Origin of the sequence: Pseudomonas sp. PDM24, assembly GCF_019218905.1 — a bacterium.
Classification (GTDB): domain Bacteria; phylum Pseudomonadota; class Gammaproteobacteria; order Pseudomonadales; family Pseudomonadaceae; genus Aquipseudomonas.
The window spans coordinates 85,638-97,853 of record NZ_JAHUWR010000006.1 but is presented as its reverse complement, the minus strand read 5'-3'; the positions used below and the strand labels follow the sequence as shown (position 1 = coordinate 97,853).

At 58.3% G+C, this 12,216-nt stretch carries 12 protein-coding genes; 8 read left to right on the top strand and 4 right to left on the bottom strand.

The window, feature by feature from the left end; translation table 11 throughout:
* Nucleotides 1–87: 87 nt before the first annotated feature.
* Nucleotides 88–1,017 carry a LysR family transcriptional regulator gene (locus KW837_RS19935; protein ID WP_218398142.1) on the bottom strand — a complete coding sequence of 310 codons (930 nt, stop codon included), beginning with the start codon at nucleotides 1,015–1,017 and terminating at the stop codon, nucleotides 88–90.
* A 147-nt stretch (nucleotides 1,018–1,164) separates the two neighbouring features.
* Here KW837_RS19935 and KW837_RS19930 point away from each other — a divergent pair, with 147 nt between their 5' ends.
* From KW837_RS19930 to KW837_RS19915, 4 genes are all read left to right on the top strand, one after another.
* The gene (locus tag KW837_RS19930; protein WP_123501098.1) at nucleotides 1,165–2,448 is read left to right on the top strand and encodes an MFS transporter; all 1,284 of its coding nucleotides are present in this window, start codon (nucleotides 1,165–1,167) and stop codon (nucleotides 2,446–2,448) included.
* 78 nt (nucleotides 2,449–2,526) lie between these two features.
* Nucleotides 2,527–3,279 carry a 5-oxoprolinase subunit PxpA gene (locus KW837_RS19925; protein ID WP_218398139.1) on the top strand — a complete coding sequence of 251 codons (753 nt, stop codon included), beginning with the start codon at nucleotides 2,527–2,529 and terminating at the stop codon, nucleotides 3,277–3,279.
* The gene (pxpB, locus tag KW837_RS19920) at nucleotides 3,276–3,980 is read left to right on the top strand and encodes a 5-oxoprolinase subunit PxpB (protein WP_218398137.1); all 705 of its coding nucleotides are present in this window, start codon (nucleotides 3,276–3,278) and stop codon (nucleotides 3,978–3,980) included. The genes KW837_RS19925 and pxpB overlap by 4 nt, the downstream gene beginning before the upstream one ends.
* Entirely contained in the window at nucleotides 3,977–4,903 is a 927-nt protein-coding gene (locus KW837_RS19915; protein WP_218398135.1) for a biotin-dependent carboxyltransferase family protein, read from the top strand. The genes pxpB and KW837_RS19915 overlap by 4 nt, the downstream gene beginning before the upstream one ends.
* A gap of 108 nt (nucleotides 4,904–5,011) precedes the next feature.
* On the opposite strand, the gene KW837_RS19910 is transcribed toward KW837_RS19915, so the two are convergent.
* The 3 genes from KW837_RS19910 to KW837_RS19900 all read right to left on the bottom strand — a co-directional run bounded on the left by KW837_RS19910 (nucleotide 5,012) and on the right by KW837_RS19900 (nucleotide 8,282).
* Nucleotides 5,012–6,190 carry a VWA domain-containing protein gene (locus KW837_RS19910; protein WP_038979369.1) on the bottom strand — a complete coding sequence of 393 codons (1,179 nt, stop codon included), beginning with the start codon at nucleotides 6,188–6,190 and terminating at the stop codon, nucleotides 5,012–5,014.
* Between the two features lie 25 nt (nucleotides 6,191–6,215).
* Nucleotides 6,216–7,061: a MoxR family ATPase gene (locus KW837_RS19905; RefSeq protein ID WP_218398133.1), complete on the bottom strand. Its 846-nt coding sequence runs from the start codon at nucleotides 7,059–7,061 to the stop codon at nucleotides 6,216–6,218.
* A gap of 144 nt (nucleotides 7,062–7,205) precedes the next feature.
* Nucleotides 7,206–8,282, bottom strand: a complete 1,077-nt coding sequence (locus KW837_RS19900) for a DUF748 domain-containing protein (protein WP_218398131.1) — start codon at nucleotides 8,280–8,282, stop codon at nucleotides 7,206–7,208.
* A gap of 126 nt (nucleotides 8,283–8,408) precedes the next feature.
* Between KW837_RS19900 and cysK the strand changes: the two genes are divergently transcribed.
* From cysK to KW837_RS19880, 4 genes are all read left to right on the top strand, one after another.
* A complete protein-coding gene (gene cysK, locus KW837_RS19895; protein ID WP_218398129.1) occupies nucleotides 8,409–9,383 on the top strand; it encodes a cysteine synthase A in 975 nt (324 codons plus the stop codon).
* Between the two features lie 321 nt (nucleotides 9,384–9,704).
* A complete protein-coding gene (locus tag KW837_RS19890) occupies nucleotides 9,705–10,643 on the top strand; it encodes an aspartyl/asparaginyl beta-hydroxylase domain-containing protein (protein WP_218398128.1) in 939 nt (312 codons plus the stop codon).
* 261 nt (nucleotides 10,644–10,904) lie between these two features.
* Nucleotides 10,905–11,069: a hypothetical protein gene (locus KW837_RS19885; RefSeq protein WP_218398126.1), complete on the top strand. Its 165-nt coding sequence runs from the start codon at nucleotides 10,905–10,907 to the stop codon at nucleotides 11,067–11,069.
* 107 nt (nucleotides 11,070–11,176) lie between these two features.
* Nucleotides 11,177–12,040, top strand: coding sequence for a DMT family transporter (locus KW837_RS19880; protein WP_218398125.1), 864 nt, complete (start codon nucleotides 11,177–11,179; stop codon nucleotides 12,038–12,040).
* Nucleotides 12,041–12,216 lie beyond the last annotated feature (176 nt).

The window sequence follows — 12,216 nt, the reverse complement described above, 5'->3', positions numbered from 1 at the left end:
GGATTAGCTGAAAGCGCGCAGAGAATACCCTCTTGAAAAAATAATGCAAATGATAGTGGTTCATATTTACAGTTTGAGAAATGTCCTTCAGATTCGGGCCTGTGGTTTGCTCAAGACGATGTACTGCTCGCCCACTTTATGCGCATAGCGCTCCACGACTTGCTGACACAACGCCACGATTTCTTCGACCCATTCCACGCCAACCCGCCACGACACCACCACCTGCAAATTCGGCGGTCGTTGATCAATGGCCAGCAAGGTCAATTCCCCTCGTGCCAACTCTTCGGCCACCAGTACCGGCGGTAACGCACCAATGCCGAAGCCGTCCCTCAGCAATCGGGTAATCGCCGACACTGAATTCACGCAGTTGAGCCGGGGCGCCATGACCCCGTTGGCCTGCATCAGGGCAAGAATCTCTTGGTGTGGCTGGGAATTTTTCGAATAGGTGATGATCCGCTCCCGCGCCAGATCGGCGACACCCGAATACTCGCGGTTGTAGATGGAGTTGCTGGCCACGATCCAGCCTATCGGATGACTGGCCAGCTCCAGGCTGCGCACGCTCTCCTGGCGCAACAGGTCGGTTTGCAGGATCAGATCGAGAAAGCCTTTTTGCAGCTGATCGCAGAGGTTGAGCGCCGTATCGGCCACCAGCTCGATTTCCACCAGCGGGTAATGATCCATCATCTGCGCCACCAACGGGCTGAGCCAGGTGTGGATGACGGTGTCCATGACACCGATCCGGACCCGCCCGACCTTGCTTGAGCGAGTCTCGATCGAATGCTTGAGCGCCTGCATCGTGTCCATCATCTGCTCGGCATATTCGAGCACTTTCAGGCCTTCGGGCGTCAGGCTCACGCCGCGAGAATCGCGCAGGAACAGCTTCACCCCGAGCTCGCCTTCGAGCACGGCGATACGGCTGGAAATCGACGCCTGGGTGGTGAAGAGTTTGTCTGCCGTCAGGCGAAAACTCTTGAGTCGGGCGACCCAGACAAAGGTCTCGAGAAACTTCAGGTTCATGGGATCAACTTTTTCTTATGCCTTGGCCGGGTTTTTATTAGTTGGACGCAGCAGGGCCAAGCGTCCAAAAATCGACGCATCCGGTTCCCACGATAGGCGTCGTCGGGGCTCAGAACAATACCAATAAAATTTGCACGGAGACTTGCCATGAGTGCGCCCGACACCCTCGTTTCAAAAGCCACGGCTCGCCCGGGGCCCTTCGATTGGTACCACAACATCAACAAGCAGGAACGTCGTACGTTCTGGAGTTGCAAGATCGGCTATGGCCTGGACGGCATGGACACCCAGATGCTCAGTTTCGTTGTGCCGACCCTGATTGCCATGTGGGGCATTACCACTGGCGAAGCCGGGCTGATTCACACCAGCACCCTGATCGCCTCGGCCATTGGTGGTTGGGTGGCGGGGATTCTCTCTGACCGCATCGGTCGGGTGCGCACCCTGCAACTGACGGTGCTCTGGTTCGCCTTCTTCACCTTCCTCTGCGGCTTCGCCCAGAACTACGAACAACTGTTGATCAGCCGCACGTTGATGGGCTTCGGATTCGGCGGTGAATGGACCGCCGGCGCGGTGTTGATGGGCGAAGTGATTCGCGCCAAGGACCGTGGCAAAGCCGTCGGCATGGTGCAATCGGGCTGGGCGCTGGGTTGGGGGCTGACGGCGATTTTGTATGCGCTGCTGTTCTCGGTGCTGCCGCCGGAAGACGCCTGGCGCGCTCTGTTCCTCCTTGGCATCGTGCCGGCGATTTTCGTGATTTTCGTCCGTCGTTTGGTCAAGGATCCGGAAATCTATCGCGAAGCCAAAGCTAAACAAGAGCCAAGCAACCCGGCCAAGTTCTACGAGATTTTCGCCCCGGGCATCCTGTTCACCACGATTCGCGCTTCGATCCTGACCACCGGCGCCCTCGGCGGTTACTACGCGATCACTTCCTGGTTGCCGACCTTTCTGAAAAACGAACGGGGCTTGAGCGTACTCGGCACCGGTGGTTATCTGGCGATGGTGATCGTCGGGTCCTACGTCGGGTACGTGATCAGCGCCTATTTGACTGACATTCTCGGTCGTAAAAAGAACTTCATTCTGTTCGCGGTCGGCTCGTTCACCATTGTTCTGCTGTACACCCAATTGCCGGTCAGCAACGGTGTGATGCTCTGGCTGGGTTTCCCTTTGGGCTTCTTCGCTTCGGGGATCTTCAGCGGTATGGGTGCGTTTTTGACCGAACTGTTTCCGACGCGCATACGCGGCTCGGGCCAGGGTTTTTGCTACAACATCGGTAGGGCATTGGCGGCATTGTTTCCGCTGTTGATCGGCTTGCTCAGCCAGAAGGTGCCGCTGAGCGTGGGAATCGGCGCCTTTGCGGCAGTGTCCTACGGGGTAGTGATCCTGGCGGCCCTCAGCCTGCCGGAAACCCGTGGCAAGCAACTCGACGCTCAATAACCGAATATCCGGTAACTGATAATCTGAGGGGCATATGTCCTTCAGTTAAGAAGATAAAAGCCTACAGGAGTGTTCACCGTGAACCGCCTGCTATTGAACTGCGACATCGGCGAGAGTTTCGGTAACTGGACCATGGGTCTGGACGCCGAGGTCATGCCCTTCATCGACTGCGCCAACATCGCCTGTGGTTTCCACGCCGGCGACCCGAGCATCATGCGCAAGACCGTCAGCCTGGCCCTGAGCCACGGGGTGCAGATTGGCGCTCATCCGGCCTATCAGGATCTGGTGGGGTTCGGTCGCCGATCCATGGCTTACACCGCCCAGGAGCTGCAGGACCTGTTGCATTACCAGATCGGCGCCCTCGACGGCATCTGCCGGGCTCAGGGCGGGCGGGTGAGTTACGTCAAACCCCACGGCGCGATGTACAACGACATGATGGCCAACCCGGCGCAATTGCGCGCGGTGATTCAGGCCGTGGCGGCCTACGACCGGACGCTGCCATTGATGCTGATGGCGACCCGCGACAACAGTGCCGCGCAGCAACTCGGCGATGAATACGGCGTGACACTGTGGTTCGAAGCCTTCGCCGATCGCGCTTACGACAGCGCCGGCAGACTGGTCTCGCGGCAACTGCCGGAAGCCGTGCATCACGATCCCGAGAAAATTATCGAACAGGCGCTGATCATTGCTCGCGGTGACAACCTCACGGCCAGCGATGGCAGCGCCTTGCACTTGCAGGCCAATACCTTGTGCGTACACGGCGACAACGCCAGTTCGGTGGCCGCCGTGCAGCGCATTCGCCAAGCCTTGAATCAGCAGAGCGCATCATGAAACCACGGGTAGAAGTGGTGGCGCTGGATTGCCTGATGGTGCGTCTGTTCGATGAAATCAGCGAAGCCAATATGCCGTGGATGCTCGCCGCCAGCGAGCGTCTGCGAGAAGCGTTCGCCAGCCATTTGATCGATCTGGTGCCGTCCTATACGACACTGATGGTGCATTACGATTTGATGGCGCTGAACCCGGCTCAGGCGCGGGAATTGATTACTGAAGCCTTGATCGATCTGTCGCCCAACGCTCGGGCCAGGGGTAAATGCCATGTGTTGCCGGTCTGGTACGACCTGAGTGTTGGTCCGGAACTGACGTTACTGTCTCAGCGCAGCGGATTAGCGGTGGAAGAGGTCATCCGTCGTCACAGCGAGCGCGAGTATCAAGTGTTCGCATTGGGCTTCGCACCGGGGTTTGCCTTTATGGGATTGGTGGAGGAAGTGTTGGCTGCACCGCGTATGAATACTCCGCGCAAAAAAGTGGCTGCCGGTAGTGTTGGCATCGCCGAACGCCAGACCGCGGCTTATCCGGTGGTATCCCCCGGCGGCTGGAACCTGATCGGCCGCACCCCGGCCAAATTGTTCGACCGCGAGCGCGACGGCTACAGCCTGTTGCAACCGGGCGACACCGTGCGCTTCGAAGCGGTCAGCCATGCCGAGTTCATCAACCTGGGCGGTGATGACACGCCGTTGGAGGCCCTGGCATGAGCCGACTGACGATTGAAGCAAGTACACCGCTGTGCCTGTTGCAGGACGCCGGGCGATTTGGCGTGCGGCATCTGGGCGTGACCCAGGGCGGGGCGGCGGATTGGCGGTCGATGTCGTGGGCCAATTGGCTGCTGGGCAATGGGCTGGATGCATCGGTGATCGAAATCACCCTCGGCGGGTTTACGGTCGTTGCTCAGGAAGATTGCGTGCTGGCATTGGCCGGGGCGGATCTGGGGGCGCAAGTGGATGGCGAGACATTGACGCCGTGGCGCAGTTTCAGGCTGAACAAAGGTCAGCAATTGCAATTCACCCAGCCACTGCTTGGCGCTCGGGCTTATTTGGCGGCCCCGGGCGGATTTGATGCGCCAAAGGTGTTGGGAAGCAGCGCAACGGTGGTCCGTGAGGAGCTCGGTGGGCTGGATGGCATGGGGCGGGCGTTGGCCAAAGAGGCGCAGTTGAGCTACTCGGGGAGCTCGCTGCTACTGCTGCGGGAGTTGGCGCCCGAACAAGTGCCGGATTTCAAACTCAATGCCCCGCTGGACCTGGTGCTCGGCGCACAGATCGGCGAGTTCAGTGGACAGAGTTTGTTCGACGCGTTCAACAGTGTCTGGACCCTCGACAGCCGCGCCGACCGCATGGGCATTCGCCTGTTGGGAACGGCGTTGCAGTATCAGGGCAAGCCGATGATCTCGGAGGGCATCCCGCTGGGCGCGGTCCAGGTGCCGCCGGACGGGCAGCCGATTGTGCTGCTCAATGATCGGCAGACCATTGGCGGTTACCCGCGCCTGGGGGCGTTGACGCCATTGGCCTTGGCGCGATTGGCGCAGTGTTTGCCGGGGGCGAAGGTGCGGTTGAGGCCGGTGGTGCAAGACGTCGCTCATCGCGAACACGTCGAGTATTTGCGGCGGTTTTTGTACCGCTAAAAGCTTCGCGGGCAAGCCTCGCTCCTACAGGGTCAATGCGTGATGCACGAACACCGAAACCTGTAGGAGCGAGGCTTGCCCGCGAAGGCGTCCGTCCAGACAACACAATTATTTGGAAAGAAACCGCATCCCTTCCTCCAACCCCCGCAACGTCAGCGGGAACATCTGGTCATCAATCAAGTCCCGCACGATGTTGGTCGATGAGGTATAGCCCCAGGTGTCTTTCGGATATGGGTTGATCCAGATGAGCTTCTTGTACTTTTCCTTGAAACGCTGCATCCACACGTACCCGGCTTCTTCATTCCAGTGCTCGACGCTGCCGCCGGCCTGGGTGATTTCATAGGGCGCCATGGCGGCATCGCCGATGAAGATCACTTTGTAGTCGGCGCCGTACTTGTGCAGCAAGTCCTGGGTGGCGGTGCGCTCAGAGGTGCGACGCATGTTGTTCTTCCACACCGATTCATAAATGAAGTTGTGGAAGTAGAAGTACTCCAGATGCTTGAACTCGGTCTTGCAGGCCGAGAACAGTTCTTCGCAGATCTTCACGTGGGCGTCCATCGAGCCGCCGATGTCGAACAACAACAGCAACTTGACGGTGTTACGGCGTTCCGGACGCATCTGGATGTTCAGCAGCCCGGCATCGCGAGCGGTGTGGTCGATGGTGCCGTCGATGTCCAGTTCTTCCGCCGCACCCTGACGGGCGAATTTACGCAGGCGCCGCAGGGCGACCTTGATGTTGCGCGTGCCCAGTTCGACCGAATCGTCGAGGTTCTTGTACTCGCGCTGATCCCAGACTTTGACCGCTTTGCCTTGGCGCTTGCCGGCATCGCCGACCCGAATGCCTTCCGGGTTGAAGCCACCGGAACCAAACGGGCTGGTGCCGCCGGTGCCGATCCACTTGTTGCCGCCGGCATGGCGTTCTTTCTGTTCTTCCAGGCGTTTCTTGAACTCTTCGATCAGCTTGTCCAGGCCACCCAGGGACTGGATCGCGGCCCGCTCTTCATCGGTCAGGGAACGCTCGAATTCCTTGCGCAGCCAGTCTTCCGGAATCAACGCCTGGAGGTGATCGTCGAGCTTTTCCAGGCCGTTGAAGTAGGCACCGAAGGCCCGGTCGAACTTGTCGAAATGCTTTTCGTCCTTCACCAGAATCGCCCGCGACAAGTAATAGAACTCGTCCATATCGGCGAAGGTCACGCGCTGTTTCAGCGCGTTGATCAGGTCCAGCAGCTCACGTACCGAGACCGGCACCTTGGCAGCACGCATTTCATTGAACAGGTTGAGCAGCATGGCGATCGCCTCTCTCTATCGGGGCTTATCGAGAGCCGCGACGGCTCATGAACGCCAGACGCTCAAGCAATTGCACGTCTTGTTCGTTCTTCACCAAGGCGCCGGCCAGTGGCGGAATGGCCTTGGTCGGATCGCGCTCGCGCAGTACCGCTTCACCGATGTTGTCGGCCATCAGTAATTTCAGCCAGTCCACCAGTTCCGAGGTCGATGGCTTCTTTTTCAGGCCCGGCACCTTGCGCACGTCGAAGAACACGTCCAGCGCTTCGCTGACCAGGTCTTTCTTGATGTTCGGGTAATGCACGTCGACGATCCGCTGCATCGTGATGCGATCCGGGAAGGCGATGTAGTGGAAGAAGCAGCGGCGCAGGAAGGCGTCCGGCAGCTCTTTCTCGTTGTTGGAGGTAATGATGATGATCGGGCGCTTCTTGGCCTTGATGGTCTCGTCGATCTCGTAAACGTAGAACTCCATCTTGTCGAGTTCTTGCAGCAGGTCGTTGGGGAACTCGATGTCGGCCTTGTCGATTTCGTCGATCAGCAGAATCACCCGCTCTTCGGACTCGAAAGCCTCCCAGAGCTTGCCCTTTTTCAGGTAGTTGCGAACGTCGTGAACCTTCTCTGTGCCCAGCTGCGAGTCCCGCAGGCGGCTGACCGCGTCGTACTCGTACAGGCCTTGATGCGCCTTGGTGGTGGATTTGATGTGCCATGTGATCAACTTGGCGCCGAAGGACTCGGCCAGTTGCTCGGCGAGCATGGTCTTGCCGGTGCCTGGCTCGCCCTTGACCAGCAGTGGCCGTTCCAGGGTGATGGCGGCGTTGACCGCCAGCTTCAGGTCATCGGTGGCGACGTAGGCCTGGGTGCCTTCGAACTTCATCTGCTAATCCTCGAACGGTAACGCCGACCTGAACGAGGCAGGGCGGGGCGCAATAAATGGTCAGGCTCGACTATAACGCGCTGCCCGGTCGACTGTGAACGCAGACGGCTTATTCAGTCTCTGAATGGGGCGTCACATCTTGACTCATTCCGCATCCGGCTTGGGCCGCTCGTACTGGGCATTGAACGCCTCGATAAAACCATTTCGCAAAATCTGCAAAAAAGCCTCGAATGCGCTGATATCTTTCTGATGCACGCTCCCTCTGAGCTGGACGCGAGTGGCGAACTGGTTTTTCGGCTGGTTCTTCAGCACGTTCTCGGTGCCACCGACGAGTGCTTCCCAGATGGAACGGAATATCCCTTTGTTCTTGTTCTCCACATCCTGTTGCCAATTGAACACATCGACGTCGCGCAATAGCGGCTTGATGTAGCCGGTGAGTTGGCCCTTGTTGGCTTCGGCTTCGATGACCACGTCGCCATGGCCGGCATTGAAGTCGAACTTGCCGTAGGCCGAGGCAAAGTCGTTCATGCGTTTGAGTTCAAGGTTCCTGGCGCGCAGGCGAAATTCGAAGTCCTGGAAGTCGCTCAGCGGATCGAAGGTCGCCGTGGTTTCCAGCGGTGCATGCCCCAGCAACAGCGCCTTGCCCTCGAATCGGGCATCGCGTTTGCCTTTGGTGTCGACCACGTTGGTCAGGTTGTAAATGCTGGCATTGACCTGAGTGGCATTCATGTTCACGGGCGGTTTTGAGTTGAAGTTTCGGAAGGTGACCCGCCCGTCGTTGATCCGCACTTCGTTCAGGGTAATCGGCAGCAATTTTTCCAATTGTGCCCGCCAGTCAGTGCCCTCACCGGTCTGGGAGTTTTTCTTGTTGGCACCGCCATCGACGAAGTTCACCTCGGGTTTGTCGAACTGCGCCTCGGCCACCACCGCGTGGTCATACCAGAGCGAGTGCCAGCTGACGGAGAGGTCAATCAATGGCGCGTTGACGAAAGGCACGGGAACCTTGCCATTGACCTTGACGATTTTCAGTCCATTGATTTTGTAGGCGCCGCGCCACAGAGCCAGGTCTACGTCGGTAATCTGCCCGCGGTAGTCACCCATGTTCGCCAATCTTTCGTTGAGGTAATCGCGCACCACGTAGGGCAGGGCAATGTGCAGGGCAACCAGCAGCAGAACGAGGCCAGCGAGGGTCCACAGGGGCCAACTGTATCGACGCTTCATGGCGGCAAATCTCTGGCGGTATAAAGCGATTGACTGCGGGGGTAAGCGGACGTTCGACTGACTGGACGACCACGGGTAACAGGCATACCTTGGACAGCTAATTCAACGCTGTATAAGGACCCAGCCATGAGCCGTATTTATGCTGACAACGCCCATTCCATTGGCAATACGCCGCTGGTGCAGATCAACCGTATCGCCCCGCGCGGTGTCACCATCCTGGCCAAGATCGAAGGGCGTAACCCCGGCTATTCGGTCAAGTGCCGGATCGGCGCGAACATGATCTGGGAGGGCGAAAGCAGCGGTAAACTCAAGCCCGGCATGACTATCATCGAACCGACTTCGGGCAATACCGGCATCGGCCTGGCGTTCGTTGCCGCTGCCCGCGGTTACCGACTGGTATTGACCATGCCCGCGTCCATGAGCATCGAGCGGCGCAAGGTGCTCAAAGCCCTTGGCGCCGAACTGGTGTTGACGGAACCGGCCAAAGGCATGAAAGGCGCGATCGAGAAAGCTGCCGAAATCCTCGCCAGTGATCCATCGACCTACTTCATGCCGGCGCAGTTCGAAAACCCGGCCAACCCGGCCATCCACGAAAAGACCACCGGGCCGGAAATCTGGAGCGACACCGACGGTGCGGTCGACGTACTGGTGGCGGGTGTCGGGACAGGTGGAACCATTACCGGGGTTTCGCGGTATATCAAGAATACCCGGGGCAAACCGATTATCTCGGTGGCGGTGGAGCCGGTGGTGTCTCCAGTGATCACCCAGGCGATGGCTGGAGAGGAGATCAAACCGAGCCCCCACAAAATCCAGGGCATCGGCGCTGGTTTTGTGCCGAAGAACCTGGACCTGTCGATGGTCGACCGGGTCGAACTGGTCAGCGACGAAGAGTCCAAGGCGATGGCCCTGCGCCTGATGCAGGAAGAAGGAATTTTGAGCGGTATCTCGTGCGGCGCCGCCATGGCGGTGGCTGTGCGGCTGGCCGAAACCCCGGAAATGCAGGGCAAGACCATCGTGGTGATTCTGCCCGACTCTGGCGAGCGCTACCTGTCGAGCATGCTGTTCAGCGATCTGTTTACCGAACAGGAAAATCAGCAGTAACATTTTGCGAGCTTCGCAGCCAAACGGGGCAAGCCGCAGAACCTGTAGGAGCGAGGCTTGCCCGCGAAGAATGCACCGCGGTTTTTCAGGTATTACGCGTCATCGTTCTTCGCGGGCAAGCCTCGCTCCTACAGGTTCTGCGGTTGATTCAGGTCAGCCCCCGTTCAGGAACCTTGTGTTAATAAGTGTTTGTTGCGTAATCCTTAACACTGAATGTTGAATGATGCGGGTATTTCCCGAGGCCGGTAATGTTTATCATGGCTGATTGCCACGTCTGGTAAATGGCGTTGTGCAAAGTTACCTACTATCAAGGAGTTGTAGATGAACTTTTCCTTTGTCGCGAAGGCGTCGGTGTTGTTGCTGTTTCTCGGTAGCACGCTCTATGTGCACTTGCGTGGCAAGGCGCGTTTGCCGGTTCTGCGTCAGTTCGTCAATCACTCGGCCCTGTTCGCACCTTATAACGCCCTGATGTACCTGTTCTCCAGCGTGCCATCCAAACCCTACCTGGACCGCAGCAAGTTCCCCGAACTGGATGTGCTCAGGGACAATTGGGAAGTTATTCGCGACGAAGCGATGCATTTGTTTGACGAGGGCTACATTCGCGCCGCAGAAAGGAACAACGACGCCGGGTTCGGTTCATTCTTCAAGAAAGGCTGGAAGCGCTTTTACCTCAAGTGGTACGACAAACCACTGCCATCAGCCGAAGCCCTATGCCCGAAAACCGTGGCACTGCTCAGCACAATTCCCAACGTCAAAGGCGCCATGTTCGCGTTGCTGCCAGGCGGCAGTCACCTCAACCCGCATCGCGACCCATTCGCCGGCTCCCTGCGTTATCACTTGGGGCTGTCGACGCCGAACTCCGACGATTGCCGGATCTTTGTTGACGGTCAGGTCTACGCCTGGCGTGATGGCGAAGACGTGATGTTCGACGAAACCTACGTGCATTGGGTCAAGAATGAAACCGAGCAAACTCGAGTCATTCTGTTCTGCGACATCGAACGGCCGCTGAGCAATCGTCTGATGACCCGCATCAACCGCTCGATCAGCGGCTGGCTGGGGCGCGCCACTGCACCCCAGAACCTTGATGATGAACGCGTTGGCGGGATCAACCAGGCCTATGCCTGGAGCAAGAACTTCAGCGACAAATTCAGCGGTATGGTCAAACAGTGGAAACGTCATAACCCCAAGGCCTACCGCGTACTGCGGCCGGTGCTGGCGGTGGTGGTGTTGACGTTGTTGGGGTATTGGTTGTTTGGTTGAGACCGGCCACGGGATGAAAAGCCGCTCCTTGGGAGTAAATGCCAGTCAGTTCAGCGCAATCCATGTGGGAGCGGGCTTGCTCGCGAAGACGGCGGCACAGTAAACATTGATGTCGCCTGACACACCGCCTTCGCGAGCAAGCCCGCTCCCACAGGGATCGTGCCAGACTCTTAGTCATTGCAATCCATGTCACACGCTGGTTATAGTCGGCCCTCGGTGGTTTCCCGAACCACCTTTTCACCCATCAAAAAAGATCAGCCCATGCCAGCTTCCCCCATCAACGCGGTAGTCGATTCAGCGGTCAACGCTGGCGTCGTGCCGTGCGGGAATCAGCAGCCTGCGCAGATCAGTCATTACCCCCCACCTGTCAGTAGCACGCCGGTGTGCGCAGTCGTATCACCGCCAGGCGTTGGCTTCTCGGGCTGATCAGCTTTTTTCTGCTGTTCCTGTGCCCATCTGAAAAAGCGCCTGAAAAAACTACTGAATTTCAGCTTCGGCTGAGTTGGCTTTTTGCCTGACTACAGGTGGTATTCATGTTTGTCCTTTCGAAAAAATCCGCGCTCGCGGCGGCGTCCACGAGCCTGTTCGTTTTGCTGTGGAGCAGCGGCGCGATCTTCTCCAAATGGGGGTTGGCGCACGCATCACCCTTCGCCTTTTTGCTGATTCGTTTCGCCATTGCCTTGTGCGGGCTGGTGCTGTTGATGCCGTTGCTCAAGCTGAAACTACCCAAGGGCGGCAAGCCGATGTTGTATGCGATGGCCACGGGCGTGGTATTGCTGGGGGCTTATCAGATTTTCTATCTGCTGGCCCTGGACCTGAAGGTCACCCCCGGCATGATGGCAACCATCATGGGCGTGCAACCGATTCTCACCGTAGTGATCATGGAACGGCACCGGTCAATAAGCCGGATCTTCGGTCTGGCGCTGGGCCTGGCCGGGTTGATCATGGTGGTTTACCAAGGCATCGGTCTGGCCGGCATGTCATTGGCTGGCATGCTCTTCGGTCTGTTGGCGCTGGCGAGCATGACGTTCGGCTCGATCATGCAGAAACGCATTACCGATAATCCTCTCGGCACACTGCCGGTGCAGTATCTGGCGGGGTTGTTGCTCTGCGGGATATTCGTGCCGTTCCAGCCGTTTCATTTCGAACACGGCACCGGGTTCATCGTGCCGGTGTTGTGGATGGGGTTGGTGGTATCAGTGCTGGCGACGCTGCTGCTGTATCGGCTGATTGCACGAGGCAATCTGGTGAATGTCACCAGTCTGTTTTACCTGGTGCCGGCGGTGACGGCGGTGATGGATTACCTGTTTTTCGGCAACCGACTGGCGACGTTGAGCCTGCTGGGAATGGGGCTGATCATCGTCGGCCTGGTGTTTGTGTTCCGTAAGAACGCTTGAAACCGAAAGGCCGCTCCAGGCACAGCTCCTGCACTGGATCTTCGTCGTAACACCGATCCAGTGTAGGAGCTGGCGTAGCCTGCGATCCTTTCGGGGCCGCCGGAGAGCAAGATCAAAAGATCTCAGCCTTCGGCAGCCCCTACAGGGGGAATGCATTTCCAGTGTAGGAGCGAGGC